This window comes from Stenotrophomonas sp. YJH_SMC_53, assembly GCF_059369995.1.
In genome coordinates this window covers 85158-103016 of the sequence record NZ_JCAFTF010000008.1, presented here as the reverse complement: position 1 = coordinate 103016, position 17859 = coordinate 85158, and the positions used below count along the sequence as shown (strand labels likewise).

The 17859-nt window shown below is 66.6% G+C and carries 15 protein-coding genes and 2 tRNA genes; 7 read left to right on the top strand and 10 right to left on the bottom strand.

Annotation, left to right across the window (positions count from 1 at the left end):
* Window positions 1–52 precede the first annotated feature (52 nt).
* From AC5P7X_RS14270 to AC5P7X_RS14240, 7 genes are read left to right on the top strand one after another with little or no spacing between them, the layout of a single operon-like run.
* Window positions 53–1381 carry an acetylglutamate kinase gene (locus AC5P7X_RS14270; RefSeq protein WP_171957264.1) on the top strand — a complete coding sequence of 443 codons (1329 nt, stop codon included), beginning with the start codon at window positions 53–55 and terminating at the stop codon, window positions 1379–1381.
* A 3-nt stretch (window positions 1382–1384) separates the two neighbouring features.
* Window positions 1385–1987 carry a GNAT family N-acetyltransferase gene (locus AC5P7X_RS14265; protein ID WP_111176212.1) on the top strand — a complete coding sequence of 201 codons (603 nt, stop codon included), beginning with the start codon at window positions 1385–1387 and terminating at the stop codon, window positions 1985–1987.
* Window positions 1984–2937: an N-acetyl-gamma-glutamyl-phosphate reductase gene (argC, locus tag AC5P7X_RS14260; protein WP_005417695.1), complete on the top strand. Its 954-nt coding sequence runs from the start codon at window positions 1984–1986 to the stop codon at window positions 2935–2937. Before AC5P7X_RS14265 ends, argC begins: the two co-directional genes overlap by 4 nt.
* Before the next feature lie 20 nt (window positions 2938–2957).
* On the top strand, window positions 2958–4253 hold the full coding sequence (gene argH, locus AC5P7X_RS14255) for an argininosuccinate lyase (protein WP_053499972.1): 1296 nt from the start codon (window positions 2958–2960) through the stop codon (window positions 4251–4253).
* The gene (locus AC5P7X_RS14250; RefSeq protein ID WP_005417692.1) at window positions 4253–4516 is read left to right on the top strand and encodes a YciI family protein; all 264 of its coding nucleotides are present in this window, start codon (window positions 4253–4255) and stop codon (window positions 4514–4516) included. Before argH ends, AC5P7X_RS14250 begins: the two co-directional genes overlap by 1 nt.
* A gap of 11 nt (window positions 4517–4527) precedes the next feature.
* The gene (gene proB / locus AC5P7X_RS14245; RefSeq protein WP_053499970.1) at window positions 4528–5685 is read left to right on the top strand and encodes a glutamate 5-kinase; all 1158 of its coding nucleotides are present in this window, start codon (window positions 4528–4530) and stop codon (window positions 5683–5685) included.
* Window positions 5682–6953 (top strand): glutamate-5-semialdehyde dehydrogenase, encoded by a 1272-nt coding sequence (locus AC5P7X_RS14240; protein WP_495215051.1) that lies wholly within the window; start codon window positions 5682–5684, stop codon window positions 6951–6953. Before proB ends, AC5P7X_RS14240 begins: the two co-directional genes overlap by 4 nt.
* A gap of 109 nt (window positions 6954–7062) precedes the next feature.
* Here AC5P7X_RS14240 and pgaD read toward each other — a convergent pair whose 3' ends face one another.
* The 10 genes from pgaD to AC5P7X_RS14190 all read right to left on the bottom strand — a co-directional run bounded on the left by pgaD (window position 7063) and on the right by AC5P7X_RS14190 (window position 17757).
* Window positions 7063–7533 (bottom strand): poly-beta-1,6-N-acetyl-D-glucosamine biosynthesis protein PgaD, encoded by a 471-nt coding sequence (gene pgaD / locus AC5P7X_RS14235; RefSeq protein WP_053499966.1) that lies wholly within the window; start codon window positions 7531–7533, stop codon window positions 7063–7065.
* Window positions 7530–8786, bottom strand: a complete 1257-nt coding sequence (gene pgaC / locus AC5P7X_RS14230) for a poly-beta-1,6-N-acetyl-D-glucosamine synthase (RefSeq protein ID WP_495215050.1) — start codon at window positions 8784–8786, stop codon at window positions 7530–7532. The genes pgaD and pgaC overlap by 4 nt, the downstream gene beginning before the upstream one ends.
* Before the next feature lies 1 nt (window position 8787).
* Complete coding sequence (gene pgaB, locus AC5P7X_RS14225) at window positions 8788–10674, bottom strand: poly-beta-1,6-N-acetyl-D-glucosamine N-deacetylase PgaB (RefSeq protein ID WP_329842350.1); 1887 nt, start codon at window positions 10672–10674, stop codon at window positions 8788–8790.
* A 1-nt stretch (window position 10675) separates the two neighbouring features.
* A complete protein-coding gene (pgaA, locus tag AC5P7X_RS14220) occupies window positions 10676–12703 on the bottom strand; it encodes a poly-beta-1,6 N-acetyl-D-glucosamine export porin PgaA (protein ID WP_495215048.1) in 2028 nt (675 codons plus the stop codon).
* A 343-nt stretch (window positions 12704–13046) separates the two neighbouring features.
* A complete protein-coding gene (locus AC5P7X_RS14215) occupies window positions 13047–14252 on the bottom strand; it encodes a CynX/NimT family MFS transporter (RefSeq protein WP_495215047.1) in 1206 nt (401 codons plus the stop codon).
* Between the two features lie 224 nt (window positions 14253–14476).
* Window positions 14477–14553, bottom strand: a tRNA-Pro gene (locus AC5P7X_RS14210).
* Between the two features lie 140 nt (window positions 14554–14693).
* A tRNA-Pro gene (locus AC5P7X_RS14205) sits at window positions 14694–14770 on the bottom strand.
* Window positions 14771–14825: 55 nt separating this feature from the next.
* A complete protein-coding gene (cydX, locus tag AC5P7X_RS14200) occupies window positions 14826–14942 on the bottom strand; it encodes a cytochrome bd-I oxidase subunit CydX (protein ID WP_171957269.1) in 117 nt (38 codons plus the stop codon).
* 58 nt (window positions 14943–15000) lie between these two features.
* Window positions 15001–16152 carry a cytochrome d ubiquinol oxidase subunit II gene (cydB, locus tag AC5P7X_RS14195; RefSeq protein ID WP_053501030.1) on the bottom strand — a complete coding sequence of 384 codons (1152 nt, stop codon included), beginning with the start codon at window positions 16150–16152 and terminating at the stop codon, window positions 15001–15003.
* A gap of 15 nt (window positions 16153–16167) precedes the next feature.
* Window positions 16168–17757 carry a cytochrome ubiquinol oxidase subunit I gene (locus AC5P7X_RS14190; RefSeq protein WP_053501033.1) on the bottom strand — a complete coding sequence of 530 codons (1590 nt, stop codon included), beginning with the start codon at window positions 17755–17757 and terminating at the stop codon, window positions 16168–16170.
* Between the last annotated feature and the right edge of the window lie 102 nt (window positions 17758–17859).

Sequence of the window (17859 nt, the reverse complement as noted above, 5' to 3'; positions counted from 1 at the left end):
CCGGGCGTGGCGGAACTGCAACGCGGCGACCGCCGCCTGTGACGAAACCGAAATGTCTCCTGCCCTCCAGCCCCACCGCCAGACCCGCCAGACCATCGTGCGCCTGCTTTCCAGCATGGCCAGCGCGAAGGAGATCAGCCAGTACCTCAAGCGCTTTTCGCAGCTGGATGCCAAGCGCTTCGCCGTGGTCAAGGTCGGCGGCGCGGTGCTGCGCGACGACCTCGACGCACTGACCTCCTCGCTGTCGTTCCTGCAGGAGGTCGGTCTGACCCCGATCGTGCTGCACGGCGCCGGCCCGCAGCTGGATGCCGAGCTGTCGGCCGCCGGCATCGAGAAGCAGACCGTCAACGGCCTGCGCGTGACTTCGCCGGAAGCATTGGCGATCGTGCGCCGGGTGTTCCAGCAGTCCAACCTGCGCCTGGTCGAGGCGCTGCAGCAGAACGGCGCACGTGCCACCTCGATCACCGGTGGCGTGTTCGAGGCCGAGTACCTGGACGTGGACACCTACGGCCTGGTCGGCGAGGTGAAGAAGGTCAACCTGGCACCGATCGAGGCCAGCCTGCGTGCCGGCTCGATCCCGGTCATCACCAGCCTGGGTGAAACCGCCGGTGGCCAGATCCTCAACGTCAACGCCGACTTTGCCGCCAACGAGCTGGTGCAGGAACTGCAGCCGTACAAGATCATCTTCCTGACCGGCACCGGTGGCCTGCTGGACGAGGCGGGCAACGTGATCGATTCGATCAACCTGTCCACCGAATACGACCACCTGATCGCGCAGCCGTGGATCCACGGTGGCATGAAGGTGAAGATCGAACAGATCAAGGACCTGCTCGACCGCCTGCCGCTGGAATCGTCGGTGTCGATCACGCGTCCGGCCGACCTGGCCAAGGAACTGTTCACCCACAAGGGCTCGGGCACGCTGGTGCGCAAGGGTGAGAAAGTACTGCGCGCCACCGCCTGGAGCGAGCTCGACCTGCCGCGGCTGAAGGGCCTGATCGAATCCAGCTTCGGCCGCACCCTGGTGCCGGACTACTTCGAAAAGACCAAGCTGCTGCGTGCCTATGTCAGCGAGAACTACCGCACTGCGGTGATCCTCACCGACGAGGCAGAGGGCGTGTACCTGGACAAGTTCGCCGTGCTCGACGACGCGCAGGGTGAAGGCCTGGGGCGTGCGGTCTGGAACGTGATGCTGGAGGAAACCCCGCAGCTGTTCTGGCGCTCGCGCCACGGCAACCCGATCAACCACTTCTACTACGCCGAGTCCGATGGCTGCTACAAGCAGGACCATTGGAAAGTGTTCTGGTTCGGCGCCGATGGCATCGACCGGATCAAGACCTATGTCGATCATTGCGCGCAGCGCGCACCGAGCCTGCAGGGCTGAGCGATGACCAATCCTGACGTTTGGAAGACGGTGCCTACCCTGCGCGGCCAGCATGTGACGCTGCAGCCGCTTCAGCTTGAGCATGTCCCCGGCCTGCGCGCTGCACTCGAAGGCAGCGGCCTGGACCAGCTCTGGTACACCCAGGTACCGTCACCGCAGCGGGCCGAAGCCTATGTGCAGGCCGCGCTGCAGGTGCAGGCCGAAGGCAAGGTGCTGCCGTTCGTGATCTACGATGCGGCGGGTGACATCATCGGCAGCACGCGCTTCTACGACATGGATCCCAGCGTGCCCAAGCTCAGCCTCGGCTACACCTGGTACACGCCGCGCGTGCAGCGCACCGGCGCCAACACCGAAGCCAAGCTGTTGCTGCTGCAGCACGCCTTCGAGGCCATGGGCTGCATCAGCGTGGTGCTGGAAACCAGTTGGTTCAACGTCACCTCGCGCACCGCCATCGCCCGCCTGGGCGCCAAGCAGGATGGCGTGCTGCGCAACCACAAGCGGCACGCCGACGGCACGCCGCGCGACACCGTCATCTTTTCCATCATCGATGCCGAATGGCAGGGCGTGAAGCGCCACCTGCAATACCGACTGGACAGCCACGCATGAACGATTCGACCTTCACCCTGGGCATCGTCGGTGCCCGCGGCCATACCGGCGCCGAGCTGATCAAGCTGGTGGCCGCCCACCCACGGCTGGAACTGGCCTTCGTCTCCTCGCGCGAGCGCGCCGGGCAGCGCCTGTCCGACCACCACCCGGAATTCCAGGGCGAGCTGCAGTACGAAAACCTGGACGCCGACGCAGTGGCGGCCAAGGGGGTGGACGCGGTGATCCTGGCCCTGCCCAACGGCCTGGCCGCTCCGTTCGTGGCCGCATTGGAAGCGGCGAAGCCCGACACCGTCATCGTCGACCTGTCGGCCGACTACCGCTTCGACAACAGCTGGTACTACGGCCTGCCGGAGCTGACCCGCGGCCGGTACAACGGCCAGAAGCACATCAGCAACCCGGGCTGCTATGCCACGGCGATGCAGCTGGCGGTGCATCCGCTGCTGGACCTGCTGGCCGGCCCGCCGCAGTGCTTCGGTGTGTCCGGCTACTCCGGTGCCGGCACTACGCCGTCGGACAAGAACAACGTCGAACTGCTGGCCGACAACCTGATGCCGTATGCGCTGACCAACCATGTGCACGAGCGCGAAGTGTCCGTGCAGCTGGGCGTGGCCGTCGAGTTCATGCCACACGTCGCGCCGCACTTCCGTGGCATCACGCTGACCGCCAACCTGTGGCTGAACCGCGTGCAGACCCGTGAGCAGATCGTCGAGCGCTTCCAGCAGGCCTATGCCGGTGAACCCTTGATCGAAGTGCTGGACGAAGCGCCGTGGGTCAGCCGCATCGCCGGCCGCCACGGTGCCCAGGTCGGTGGCTTCACGCTCGCGCCGGGCGGCAAGCGCGTGGTCGTGGTGGCGACGCTGGACAACCTGCTGAAGGGCGCGGCCACCCAGGCCATGCAGAACCTCAACCTCGCGCTGGGCATCGACGAACTGACGTCGATCCCGCACTGAACACGCATTCCGGAGCCCCCATGGCAGACCTTCTTTGGCAGAAGCCCGGCGTCGCCGTCGACGCCCAGATCCAGACCTTCCTCGCCGGCGACGACGTGATCCTCGACCGCGAGTTCTTCCTGCATGACATCGCTGCCAGCGCCGCGCATGCGCAGGGCCTGCAGCACATCGGCATCCTCAGTGCCGATGAGCTTGCCGGACTTCTGCGCGAACTGGAGATCCTGGCGCAGGACTTCCGCGAAGGCCGCTTCGTGCTGGATACGCAGTACGAGGATGGCCACTCGGCGATCGAAGCGCGCCTGACCGAACGCCTTGGTGATGCGGGTCGCAAGATCCACACCGGCCGCAGCCGCAATGACCAGATCCTGGTCGCCACGCGCCTGTGGCTGAAGGAGAAGCTGCTGCGCGTGGCCCAGCTCAGCGCCGACGTGGCCAAGGTCGCGCTGGACCGCGCGCAGGCTGAGAAGGATCTGCCGATTCCCGGCTACACCCACATCCAGCGTGCCGTGGTGTCCTCGGCCGGAATGTGGTGGGCGGGCTGGGCCGAGGCCTTCATCGACAACGCCATCCGCGCCCGTGACACCCATGCACTGGTCGATGCCAATCCGCTCGGCACCGCTGCCGGCTACGGCGTGAACCTGCCGCTGGACCGCAAGCACACCACCGCCGCGCTGGGCTTCGCGCGCATGCAGATCTCGCCGATCTACGCGCAGCTGTCGCGTGGCAAGTTCGAGCTGGCTGCACTGGAAGCGCTCGGTGGCGCCACGCTGGACCTGCGCCGCATTGCGTGGGACCTGTCGCTGTTCACCAGCGCCGAATTCGGCTTCGTCGCGCTGCCGGCGCAGTACACCACCGGCAGTTCGATCATGCCCAACAAGCGCAATCCGGATGTGATCGAGCTGATGCGCGCCACCCACGCCAGCGTCGCCGCTGCGCGCACCGAGATCGAGCAGCTACTGTCGCTGCCGTCTGGCTACCATCGCGACCTGCAGTCGTCCAAGGGTGCCATCTTCCACGGCTTCGGCCGTGGCCTGGCCGCGCTGGAACTGCTGCCGGCGCTGCTGGCCAATCTGGAATGGCGTGAGGACAGGCTGCGCGCGGCGATTGATTCGGGCATGTATGCCACCGACGTCGCCGTGGAGGCGGCCGTGGCTGGCGTACCGTTCCGCGAGGCCTACAAGGCCGCTGCGGCCGGTGCCGACAGTGCAGGGCAGGGACGCACGCCGGAAGGCAGCCTGGCCGCGCGTGTATCGCCGGGCGCGGCCGCTGACCTGCGCCTGGACGAACTGCGCGCGCGCTGGCAGGCGCTGTCCTGATGGCGGGCACTGTCTACCTGGTCCTGGCGATGCGCCGGCCGGACTTCAACGATGCAGCGGTGCAGCCGCACCGCGATTTCCTCGATGCGTTGCAGGCGCAGGGCAAGCTGCAGCTGACCGGTGGCTTCGCCGATGGCAGCGGTGGCGCCTACGTGCTGTGCAACGTGGACAGCCTGGCGCAGGCGCGGGCCATCGTCGCCACCGATCCACTGGTGACGATGCAGGCCTCCGACCTGACCGTGCACGAATGGAACACCCGCTGAGAGCCTGACCGATGATCCAGCACGCTGCCCATGTCGCCTCGCCGTTCCCCGAACAGGTGCTGCCGCCGTGGCGGCGTGCGGTGCTCAAGGTCGGCAGCAGCCTGCTGGCAGCCGATGGCGGCGGCCTGTCGCCACGCCACGCGCTGGGCCTGGCCCAGTTCGTCTCGGCCAATCTCCTGGGCGGGCGCGAGGTGGTGATCGTCTCCTCCGGCGCGGTCGCTGCCGGGCGCGCGATCCTGCCGCGCGCCGATGAACCGGGCGCAGCGATGGCGGCGCGGCAGGCCCTGGCGGCGCTTGGCCAGGCCCAGCTGATCGGGCTCTGGCAGCGCTTCTTCGAGCGCCCGGTGGCGCAGGTGCTGCTGACCCATGACGACCTGCGCAACCGCCGCCGCTACCTCAATGCACGCGCCACGTTGAGTGAACTATTGCGCCTGGGCGCGTTGCCGGTGGTCAACGAGAACGACACCGTGTCGGTGGATGAGCTCAAGCTCGGCGACAACGACAACCTGGCTGCCACCGTGGCGGCGCTGGTCGACGCCGATGCGCTGTTCATCGCCACCGACATCGATGGCCTGTACAGCGCCGACCCGCGCACCGTGGCCGATGCGCGGCCGTTGCACGACGTGCCGGAACTGGGTGACGAGGTGCTGGCGATGGCGGGCGGCGCCGGCTCGCGCGCCGGTACCGGCGGCATGCGCACCAAGCTGGAGGCGGCGGCGAAGGCCGGACGCCTGGGCATCGAAACCTATCTGTTCAATGGCCGCAGCGGTGACGTGGTGCGCGCGCTGGCGCAGGACCGCCTGTTCGGCACCCGCATCCATGCCGCACGCAGCCGCGAGGCCGCCCGCAAGCACTGGCTGCGGCATGCACCGCTGGCCGAGGGTGTGATCGTCATCGATGCCGGTGCGGCACAGGCGATGCGCGAGAAGGGCGCCTCGCTGCTGCCCGGTGGCATCACCGGTGCAGAGGGCGTGTTCCGCCGCGGCGATATGGTACAGGTGTGCTGGAACGCGCCGCAGGGCCGAGTCTGCGTGGCCCGTGGCGTCAGCCAGTATGCTGCCGACGACGTACGCCGGATTGCCGGCCACCATTCGCGCGACATCCAGGCCGTGCTCGGCTACAACTACGGCGGCAGCGTCGTCCATCGCGACGACCTGGTGCTGCCATGACCGGATTGAAGGACACACCGATGAGCGAGATCGAAGCGCAGGCGCGTGCCTGCCGTGATGCGGCGCAGATCGTTGCCGGCCTCGACGGCGCGGCACGACGCACGCTGCTGCTGGCGATGGCGCAGGCGCTGGAAGTGAATGCAGGGTTGATCCTGGCCGGCAATGCACGTGACCTCGCCGCCGCGCGCGAGAAGGGCGTGGGCAGCGCCATGCTCGATCGTCTGGCACTGGACCCGCCGCGCCTGTTCGCGATGGCCGAAGCCGTGCGCGAAGTGGCCGGATTGCCAGATCCTGTCGGCGAGGTCACCCGCGATGACGTGCGCCCGAATGGCATCCGCGTGCAGAAGGTACGCGTGCCGCTGGGCGTGATCGCGATGATCTACGAGGCGCGCCCGAACGTGACCGCCGAAGCCGCGGCGCTGTGCCTGAAGGCGGGTAACGGCGTGATCCTGCGCGGTGGTTCCGAGGCAATTCACTCCAACACAGCGATCGCGCAGGCACTCGCCGGTGCATTGAAGGCCAATGGCGTGCCGCCGGCCGCCGTGACCGTGCTGACCGACCTGCGCCGCGAGGCGATGCTGCAACTGCTGCAGCTGCATGAGCTGATCGACCTGGCGATTCCGCGCGGTGGCGAAGGCCTGATCCGTTTCGTTGCCGAGCATGCGCGGGTACCGGTGATCAAGCACTACAAGGGTGTCTGTCATCTGTTCGTGGATGCCAGCGCCGACCTGGGCAAGGCCATCGACCTGCTGGTGGATGGCAAGTGCAGCCGGCCAGCCGCCTGCAATTCTCTGGAGACACTGCTGGTACACCGTGACGTAGCCGATTCCTTCCTGCCGCGCGTGGCGCAGGCGCTTGGCCAGCGTGGCGTTCAGCTGCGCGCCGATGCGCAGGCGCAGCCGCTGCTGCCGGGCAGCACGGTGGCGACCGAGGAGGACTACGCCGCCGAGTTCCTCGACCTTGTGCTGGCCGTGCGCGTGGTGGACGACCTCGATGCGGCCATCGCGCACATCCGCCGCTATACCTCCGACCACACCGAAGTGATCGCGACCGCAGACGCCGACCATGCCGAGCGCTTCGTCACTGCGCTGCGCTCGGCGGTGGTGATGGTCAATGCCTCATCGCGCTTCTCCGATGGTGGCCAGCTGGGCCTGGGCAGCGAAATCGGCATTTCCACCACGCGCCTGCATGCCTATGGCCCGATGGGTCTGGAAGCGCTCACCGTCGAACGTTTCGTGGTGCGTGGCGAAGGGCAGACGCGCAAGTAGATCCACGCCATGCGTGGATGCTCTTCGCGGCAGACCCCGGTGCCGACCATGATCGGCACCCACCAGGCACAAGCGCCGACCAGGGTCGGCACCCCACCGGGTTGTCGGGCTACACCACCTCGCGGCGGATGCCGACCGGGCGTGCGTGATCATCCATGTGCAACGTGGCGGCCTTGCAGCCCATCAGGCGTTCGGCCAGCCCCGTGCTGGCACCCAGATCGGCGGCCACTTCGTTGAGGCTGGCCAGTGGCCGCGGCAGGCGGCGTTCGCGGCCACGGAAGCGGGCGCGGTTGTACTCGGCCCAGCCGATCAGCAGCACGCTGGCGCCCAGCAGCATCAGCGGCAATGCCACCAGCACGTAGGGATCGAACTGGCTTTGCCGTTCGTACAGCTGCTGCCAGGCCAGCTGGCCGCCAACCAACCACGAGAACAGGGTCACCAGGGGCGCCCACAGGTAGAAGTAGAAGCCCCAGAACGCCAGCGTGACGAATCCCCAGGCGGTGCGCTGGAAGCGCGGCTGGCGGTGTGGCTTGCGGATCATCCGTGAGTCGAAGCGGTTGGACGGGCGTTGCGCGTTCATCGGATCCCCCGGTCAGGGCTGGTCCAGGTGGCGCGCTTGCTGCGACGGCGCAGCAGTGTCTTCGGCAACGCCACCAGGGTGGTGGAAAGGCTGATCAGCCAGTACGCCATCGGGTACCAGATGACCCAGAAATAGTTGCGTCCAATCTGTGTTTCGTAACGCCGGTCGATGATCAGGCTGCTGGCGAACTGCAGCAGGCAGACCAGCGCCAGGATCACGCCATGCCACTGCGGCAGCAGGCTGGCGATATGCAGCTGCGGCGGCAGCTCGACGAACTTGCCCAGTGCCCACAGCAGCACGATGAACAACATGGTGTAGGCCCAGATCACGCTCAGCACGTACTCCAGAAGCACGCCCCACATGCGCCGCTCTTTCCAGTGCAGCAGCGAGCGCGCGTGGCGCAGCATTACCTCCACGCCGCCCTGGGCCCAGCGCAGGCGCTGCCGCCACAGGCCCTTGAGGGTCTCCGGCATCAGGATGAAGCACAGCGCATTGGGTTCGTAGCGGATGTCCCAGTGCGTGCGCTGCAGGCGCCAGCTGATGTCGATGTCCTCGGTCACCATGTCATCCGACCACCAGCCGACCTGATGCAGGGCGGTACGGCGGAAGCCGGCGATCACCCCGGAGAGGGTGAAGATGCGCCCGTATACGCGCTGCGCGCGCTTGATCATGCCGATGATCGAGGAAAACTCGGCCACCTGCAGGCGTCCGAGCAGGGTGGAGCGGTTGCGGATGCGCGGGTTGCCGGTGACCGCACCGACCCGGTTGCCGCTGACCAGGTGCCAGATCATCCAGTGCAGCGCATGTTCCTCCAGCATTGCATCGCCGTCGATGCACACCAGGTACTCCGAGCGAGCGGCCAGTGCGCCCATGCGCAGCGCATTGGCCTTGCCCAGGTTACGATCCAGGTGCAATACGCGCAGCCGCGGGTGCCTTGCCGCCAGCACATCCAGCCGCGCGCCGGTGTCATCGCTGCTGCCATCATCGATGGCGATCACTTCGTAGTCGGCGGGGTAACGCTGGGCCAGCGCCGCAGTGAGTGTGTCATCCAGATTCTCTGCCTCGTTGTGGCAGGGCACCAGCAGGCTCGCGAAGGGGGGATCGACCATCAATGGAGGGTCGTTGCGCGGGCGCGAGTGGCGTTCGCGCCGGTAGTAGTAGTAGAGGCCGCCGGACATCCAGAAGAACGCCATCACCATCGGGTAGTAGAAAGCGAACTGGAACAGGACCTGCAGCAGCGGATGCATGTCCATGTCACTTCTCCGGGTACGGGAAGGTGCCGGCGGACATCGCCGCGCGGGCATCGCGGGTGGAGGGCTGGTCGGCGATGAAATCGTCCGGGTACCAGGCGAAGTGGTGCACGCCCTGTGCCTGCAACTGGCGGATCTGTGCGCGCAGGCGCTCGGCGGGAATCGGTTGCCCGTTGCGCCAATCGACGGTCTGCAGCTCGAACAGGGTGTGCTGCAGCTGCGGGTCGTGTGTGCGTACTGCGGCCAGCAGCTGGTCCAGCCAGCGCTCGGGGTGCTTGCTGCCTTCCATCCACGGCATCGCCATCAGCGCGGTCTGGTCATAGGCCTTGTTGAACAGGTCCAGGCGCTGCGCGAACCAGGCCTCGCTCTGCGGGCGGAGTACCGGCTCAGCGTACAGGTTGCGCACGGTGGCCAGTTTCGGGCGCCAGCGTTGCGCGCTGTCGCGCAGCGCCAGGGTGAAGCTGATCAGCGCCTGCGTGCGCGCACTGCCATCGCCGCCGGCTGCCAGTGCCGGCAGCTCGGTGTCGCGCAGGTAGCCGTCGTCATGGAACAGCAGGCCTTCAAAGTAGGAATTGACCGCCAGATCCTCGTAGATGTCGAGCATGATCTGGCGGGCTTTCGGGTTGGTGAAGTCGAGCCGGTACATGCCGTCGGCATCGCCGTTGCGGATCGCCAGCGCCTTGCGCTGCGCCGGGTCGGGCAGCTCGAAGCCAAGCACCGGCAGCCATGCGTAGACCTTCACGCCGGCGCGGGATTTCAGTTGCCAGGCGACGCGGCTGAACAGGTCCGCCCGCATCGGCATGTGACGGTTGGGGAAGTACAGCGCATCGGCCGTGTTGTTGCCGTCCGGATCGGCGAACGCCTGCAGGTAGACGTGCGTCGGCGCGATGCGCTTGACCCGTTCGACCAGCGCATCGAGGTTGCGTGCCTGCTGCGCCGGGTCAGCGTCGTAGACATCATCCAGGTCGATCTGCAGGGCACGGATGCCATCGAGCGCGACATCGCGGCGCAGCTCGTAGGCCAGGCCTTCCACGGTCGGGTTGTCGCTGACCAGGAAGCGCGCCAGGCCATGCAGGTCGCTGGCCACCGGCGTGCTGCGGCCCTCCAGATCGAAGGACACCGGCATGCCCAGCTGTTCGGCGATGTCGTTGCTCAACTGGTTGTAGGCCGCGTACGGCCAGACGATGGCGCGCGGGCGCACGCCCAGGTGCTGCTCGATGCGCTGCACGCTGCGCGCGAGGTCGGTGCGCAGGCGCTGCTCATACTGCGCTTCAGTCTCGTAGCTGTGCGTGGCCGGGCTGTAGATGCGGGTGACCACGGCGGGCGTGGAATTGCCCTGTGGATTGGCGAGCACGCCGTGGTGCAGGTCATCGGTGTGGCTGGCCACTTCGATCAGGCCGCTGTCGTGCATCTGCTTCAGCTGCGCCCAGGTGACGAAGTCATCGCGGCCGAACGGCCGGTACCCGTAGTCGATGGTGCGTCCCGGAGCCATGTCCACGTAGTCGGTGATTACCGCCACCAGTGCCGGGTAGCGGTAGGCCTGCAGCAATGGGAAGGCCTTGTCGTAGACGCTGCGCAGGCCGTCATCGAAGGTCAGCAGCACAGGCTTGGGCGGCAGCGTGGCCCGCCCCTGCGAGGCATCGATCACCTGCGACAGCGAGACCGGGTGGTAGCCATGCGCGCCGAGCCAGTCCAGGTGTGCGGCGAAGTTCTGCGTGCTCACCGCATAGGTATCGGCATCGCCCTTGGCCGCGACCTGGTCGCGGATGTCGTGGTAGCTGAGGATCAGCAGGCCATTGTCGATCGCATCGAGATGCGCGGCCTGCTGCGCGAACGCCGGCGGCATGGCGGCCAGCAGCAGGAGCACGATCAGTCGCAGGAAGCAGGCCATGTCAGTCTCCCCAGCGCAGTGCGGCTTCGAAGCCGATATGACGCTCGCGGTGGCCGTCGTAGACCGGCCGCGACCAGCGCACGCCGTATTCGAGCACGCGGCCCGGGCCCAGCTGCCACTCGTGCATGTAGGACACCGTCGGCACCAGCGCACTGCCGAAACCGTCCTGCCAGTAGTCGCCCAGCGAGACGGTCAGCCGGTGCCGGAAGTGGCGCTCGTAGTGACGCCACAGCTGCTGGTCGATGCGCAGGCCGATCTCGACCATGCGGTCGCGCTTTGGATTGAAGTAGGGCGCGTCGTCGCGGCTGCCGCGGCTGGTATAGGCACTGGCCAGGCCATCGAGCAGCCAGCGCGGGCGGGTCAACAGGCGCTGTTCAATGCTGGTGCTGAACAGTTCGCGATGGTTGCCGTCGTCGTAGCGGAAGCGGCTGGCACCGAGCATCCAATGGGTGAGCTCGCTGCGCCGGTAGTCCACCTGTGCGCTCACGCTGTCGGCGGTGATGCCGGCCGCGCGTGCCTGCATCGAGGCATCTGGATCATTGCGCGCGGCCACCAGGCCGGCGTGCCAGTAATCGTTGAACTGCCAGCCGATGCCGACCCGCAGGCCGGTATCGCCGATGTGGTCGTTGGCGCGCAGGACGGCCGCTTCCGCATCCAGCTGCCCGAAGCGGTAGCGCACGCCCGCACCCAGCCACAGGGGATCGATGCGCTGGTCCTGGAAATCGGTCGAGCGCCGGTCGGCCAGGGCGAACAAACGCCAGCGGTCATCAAGGATCGGTGTCTCCACTTCCACACCATAGTGGCGATCGTTGTTGCCCAGTGGCGAGGTGCCACCGCCACCGGAGCTGCGGCCGATGTCGGTCCATGCCTTCAGCTGCCAGCCGCGATGCGCACGCCAGGCCTGGTCCATGCGTTCGACAGCCGGTTGGGTGGGATAGCGTGCGACCAGGTCATCGTGCAGCGGCCGCGCCAGGTCGTCGCGCTGCAGGGCGACGTAGGCCTCTTCCATGCCCAGTCGCGGTTCGATGTCACGCGGGTCCAGCACGTGTGCCATCTGCTGCCGCTGCAGCGCCCTGCGTGGCCAGCCGCGCATCATGTAGACGCTGCCCAGCGCACTCTGCAGGCCTCCGTTGCCGGGTGCGATGTCCACCATCGACTCCAGCTCGTGCTGCGCGGTGACCAGGTCGCCGCTGTAAGCGCGCACCATTGCCAGGTTGAGATCGGCCTCGTAGCGTGACCAGTTCGCGTACGGTGATTTGCCATTGCTCCAGCGCCACGCCGGCTCCTTGTCGCGCCATGCCTGCAGCAGGTCGATCGCTTTTTCCTGCTGCTCGCTTTCCAGGTAGGCGTAGGCCAGTTCCGAATGTGAGGCGTCGCGCGCCGGATCGCCAGCGACGGCTGCCTGCAGTACGGGAATGGCTTCTTCCGGGTGCAGGGTGCCCATCAACGAATCGCCCACGGCAGGCAGCACGTAGTCGGGCAGGGTGTGGCCTTCGGCCTGCAGGGCTCGTGCTTCCTCGCGGACCTGCGCATGGCGGCCCAGCCGGTTGAGCAGGATCAGCCGGTCCATGCGGATGCGCAGTGGCGCCTGCGAGGGCGGGGTGCCTTCGCCGCCGATGTAGCGCTGCATGCGCGCCAGGGTCGATTCGGCTTCTTCCAGGCGGCTGTCCTCGCTGCTGCTGTAGGCCAGGCTCCAGACCACGAGTTTGGCCAGGTAGTCGCCTTCCAGGCGCTGCTTCTGGGCGTCGTCGAACAGCTGCGGCCGCTGCTGGTACAGCTCCCAGGCGCGCCAGGCATTGCCGATGTCGCCCAGGGTCAGCACGCGCAGCTTGAACAGCAGATCGTCGTTGGGCTGCTGCTGGTTGGCGCGCTCGATCGCGCCGAGCGCATCCAGCCAGCGGGCCTGGTCGCGATAGCGGCCGATCTCGGCCAGGGCCGCGTCGCGGTCGGACGGAGCCGCGCTGCTGGCCCAGGCCAGAGCGGTGCATGCGAGGCCGACGCAGAGCGCCAGCCGGCGGTGGACAACCATTGGGGACCCCCTTGGCTTCCTAACCAGACAACCCGTGAAAATGTGACGCAAATCACATGCCAGTGCTTGGCGTGGCCGTGGCCCGCGTCACTCCCTTCGTGCATTCCCGCCCAGCGAAGACGGATACAACCCGGACAGCGACCTGCAATGTCTTGTCTGAAACGAGAGTCCCCCGCGCACCGAGTGGTGGCCTGGGCGGCGCCGCCGCCCCCATGCCCGGTGCCGGCACGCGGCAAGGAAGGGCATTCGTGGGCACTATCCGCCCGCAATTGTCAGTCCGGCGTCAAAATTTCCCCGGTGTCTGACGAGCGGTAGGCGGGGCCGTCTGGCGGCCCCGGCCGGGCTACCAGAGGTCTTCCAGCTTGCGGGGCTTGCAGGCGACCCACGAGGCGCAGAGCATCAGGGTGGCGCAGCCGAACAGGAAGCTGAACGGGAGCATCCAGCCATTGCTGACGGTATGCAGCCAGCCGACCAGGAACGGGCCCAGGCAGCTGAAGCTGTAGCCCACGCCCTGCATGAAGCCCGACAGCGCGGCCGAGCCGGCCGGGGTGCGGGTGCGCAGGTTGATCAGGGTCAGCGCCAGCGGGAAGGTGGACGGGCCGACGCCGAGCAGGCAGGCCCACAGCAGGGGAGCCTTCATCGGCGCCAGCAGCAGCCCGGTGAAGGCGATCACGAACGAGAAGAAGCCGATCAGCACCAGCGGGAACGGGTTCTGCATGCGTACCGCCATCGATGGAATGACCAGTGACGGCAGCAGGCCCAGTGCCGAGAACACCGCTACCATCACGCCACCGAATGCAGGCGTGCCACCGGCCTCGACCACGATGCGCGGCAGCCAGGTGAACATCGAATAGGTCATCAGCGAGGTCATGCCGAACATCAGCGTCATGCTCCAGCCCAGCGACGTGCGCCAGACCTTTCCGTGCGGCTGCGCGGTGGGATCGGCGGCATCGGCCAGCGGTTTCGGTGCGCGCCTGGCCAGCACCAGCCACGGCAGCGCGGCGGCCAGTGCAAGCAGCGCCCACATGCCCAGCGACACGCGCCAGCCTGCAGCGTTGGCCACCGGTACTGCCAGTAGCGCCGGCAGCATCGTGCCCAGCTGCAGCACGCTGATGTAGAGCGTGCTCATGGTGCCGACCTTGTTGGCGAAGTAACGCTTCACCAGCGGCGGCACCACCACGTTGCCGATGCCCATGCCGGCCAGCGCGATTACCGAGCCCAGCAGCAGCGTGCCGACGTTGCCGGCGCTGGAGCGCAGCAGCAGGCCGGCCATCGCCATCAGCATTGCCAGCAGCGTAGTGCGTTCCAGGCCCAGGCGCCGCGCCAGTGCCGGCGTGGCCACGCCGAACAGCGCGAACGAGGCGGTCGGCAGCATGCCCAGTACGCCGGTCATGGTGGTACCGAAGCCGAACTGCTGGCCGAGCACGTCCAGCAGGGGCGTGATCGACGTTACTGCGGTGCGCAGGTTGATCGCTGCCAGCAGGATGGCGGCGAAAGCCAGCACGCGCCCGTGCAGCAGCGACGGCGAATCGGAAGTGGAGGAACTCATCGGTGGTCCTTGCAGGTGTCGCACGCCGCGGCAATGGCATGCAGCGCCGGCATCGGTCTACGCCGAAGCGGCAGGTGGGGGAGTGGTGGCTGCAGGTGGGCCGGCAGCGCGGCCATTGTACGTGTGCGCCCCGGCAAGGTCCCGTCATGCGGGCGGCCTGGCGCCGGGTACAAAAAAACCCGGAGGACAGTGATGTCTTCCAGGCTTCTTGGTGACCACCGAAGTGGTCGGGGAGACAGGATTCGAACCTGCGACCTCTACGTCCCGAACGTAGCGCTCTACCAGACTGAGCTACACCCCGAAGGGAGCCGCCTATTCTAGCGATTCACCCCGATGGCGGCAAGGGGTGAATGCTGTTTTCTTCACACTGCCGAAGCAGTGCCACCTCAGGGAACAAAAAAGCCTGGATGACTTCACCAGGCTTCAATGCGACCACGTGAGTGGTCGGGGAGACAGGATTCGAACCTGCGACCTCTACGTCCCGAACGTAGCGCTCTACCAGACTGAGCTACACCCCGAAGGAGCCGCCTAAGATACCGTGTGAAGGCCAGGGCGGCAAGGTTTTTTTACGGCTCAGTGACGATTTTCCTTCTCGACGCGGTTCTGCTCGCGGGCTTCGAACCACATGCCGTTGAGGATGGCCACCGTCGAAGCAAGGCCGGCACCGAGAATCCAGGCGAAATACCACATGATCAGTCTCCTTCATTCCGGGTAGGTGCCGACCGTTGGTCGGCACTCGTGCAAGCAATCAATACGCGTTCGGGTTGTTGCCCATCTCTTCGGTGGTGGTCTTGCCCTTCAGCACGCGGTACACCCAGGTGGTGTAGGCGAGGATGATCGGCAGGAACACCGCCGTGGCCAGCAGCATGATCCACAGGGTCAGGTGGCTGGACGAGGCATCCCACACGGTCAGGCTGGAGGTGGGCTGGCTCGAGGACGGCAGCAGGAACGGGAAGATGGCGAAGCCGACGGTCAGGATGATGCCGGCGATGGCCGCACCGGAGGCGATGAAGGCCAGGCCACCACGACGGGCACGCAGCAGCACCGCACTGGCCAGCAGACCCGCCAGGCCGAGCAGCGGGGCCAGGATCGTGGCCGGCATCGCGCTGTAGTTGCGCATCCAGCCACCGGCGGCGCCGAGTTCGGCGGTCTTCAGCAGCGGATTGGTGGCGCCATCGGTAACCACCTGCGAGGTGATCTGGTAACCCGGCAGGCCGAAGGCCACCCAGGCGCCACCCACTGCGAACAGCACGAAGGCGATGATTGCCGCGATGCTGCCGAAGCGGGCCGCACGCTCGGCCACCGGGCCGTCGGTCTTGATCACCAGCATGGCCGCACCGTGGGCGACCAGCATCGAGACGCTGAGCAGGCCGGCCAGCAGCGCGAAGGGCATCAGCAGGCCGAAGAACGAGCCGGTGTAGAAGATGCGCATGCTGTCATCGAAATGGAACGGAACGCCCAACAGCACGTTGCCCACGGCCACGCCCATGATCAGTGCGGGAATGAAGCCACCAATGAACAGCGCCCAGTCCCAGGTGTTGCGCCAGCGTTCGCTGGGCATCTTGCTGCGGAACTTGAAGCCGACCGGACGCAGGATCAGGGCGAACAGGATCACGAACATCGCCAGGTAGAACCCGGAGAAGCTGACCGCATACAGCGGCGGCCAGGCGGCGAAGATCGCGCCGCCACCCAGGATCAGCCACACCTGGTTGCCTTCCCAGACCGGGCCGATGGTGTTGATCACCCGGCGGCGCTCGGCATCAGTGCGGGCGACGAAGGGCAGCAGGGTGCCCACGCCCAGGTCGAAACCATCCATCACGGCGAAGCCGATCAGCAGGATGCCGAGCAGCAGCCACCAGATCACGCGCAGCGTGGTGTAGTCCAGAAGAATGAAATCCATCTTGGTTCTCCTGCCTCAGGCCTGGCCGGCGGCCGGCGCCGAGGCATTGTGGGAAGCATGCGGCTGGGGCGACTGCAGCGACGGCAGCAGTTCGTCCGGCCCCTTGCGGATCGCCTTGAGCATCAGCTTGATCTCGACCACGATCAGCGCGGTGTAGATCGCGGTGAAGCCGGCCAGGGTCAGCACGATTTCATGCAGGGCCAGGCCCGATGCCGCATAGAAGGTCGGCAGCACGCCATCGACCGCCCACGGCTGGCGGCCGTATTCGGCGACGAACCAGCCGCACTCGATCGCGATCCACGGTGCCGGCAGCGTCCACAGGGCCAGCTTGAGGAACCAGCGCTTGTCCTGGAAGTTGTTGCGGCACGAGTAGTAGAAGGCCAGCGCGAAGAAGGCGATCAGGTAGAAGCCCAGGCCGGCCATCACGCGGAAGGTCCAGAACAGCGGCATCACGCGCGGCACCGTGTCCATCGCCGCCTGCGAGATTTCCTGCGGGGTGGCGTTGAGGATGTCATCGCGATAGCGCTTGAGCAGCAGGCCGTGGCCCAGGTCCTGCCAGTGGCGGTCGAACATCTCGCGCGCTTCCACGTCGTTCTTGTTCGCACGCAGGCGTTCCAGCGCGCCGTAGGCGAGCTGGCCACCGCGCACGCGGTGTTCGGCGCGCTCGACCAGTTCCAGGATGCCCGGAATCGGCTGGTTCAACGAACGGGTGGCGATCAGGCCCATCAGGTACGGGATCTTCACCGCGTAGTCGTTCTGGTGGGTGTCCTGGTTCGGGATGCCGAAGGCGGTGAAGTCGGCCGGCGCACGCTCGGTCTCCCACATCGCTTCGATCGCGGCCAGCTTCATCTTCTGGTGTTCACTGGCGGCGTAACCGCTCTCGTCACCCAGCACCACCACCGACAGCGAGGACAGTAGGCCGAACGCTGCGGCCACCGCGAACGAACGACGGGCCAGGTCCTTGTGCTTGTTGCGCAGCAGGAACAGGGCGCTGATCGCCATCACGAACACCGCACCGGTCACATAACCGGCGCTGACGGTGTGCACGAACTTGGCCTGCGCCACCGGGTTGAACACCACCGCCATGAAGTCGACCACTTCCATGCGCATGGTTTCCGGGTTGAACACCGCACCGGTCGGGTTCTGCATCCAGCCGTTGGCGACCAGGATCCAGATCGCCGACAGGTTGGTACCCAGCGCCATCAGCCAGGTCACCATCAGGTGCTTGACCTTGGTCAGGCGGTTCCAGCCGAAGAAGAACAGGCCGACGAAGGTGGCTTCCAGGAAGAAGGCCATCAGGCCTTCGATGGCCAGCGGCGCACCGAAGATGTCACCGACGTAGTGGCTGTAGTAGGACCAGTTCATGCCGAACTGGAACTCCATGACGATGCCGGTGGCGACGCCCATGGCGAAGTTGATGCCGAACAGGACGCCCCAGAACAGGGTCATCCTGCGCCAGATCTCCTTGCCGGTCATCACGTACACGCTCTCCATGATGGCCACCATGAAGGACAGGCCGAGGGTGAGCGGTACGAATAGGAAGTGGTACATCGCGGTCAGCGCGAATTGCAGCCGCGACAGTTCTACGACTGTCTGATCAATCATGGCCTGGCTACCTCGTTGGATAGTGCCGTTGCAGGTGGCGGGAAGGGTGGTCTACGACGTGAATGATGTGACCGACTACTTCAAACAGCCTTGATCCAGATC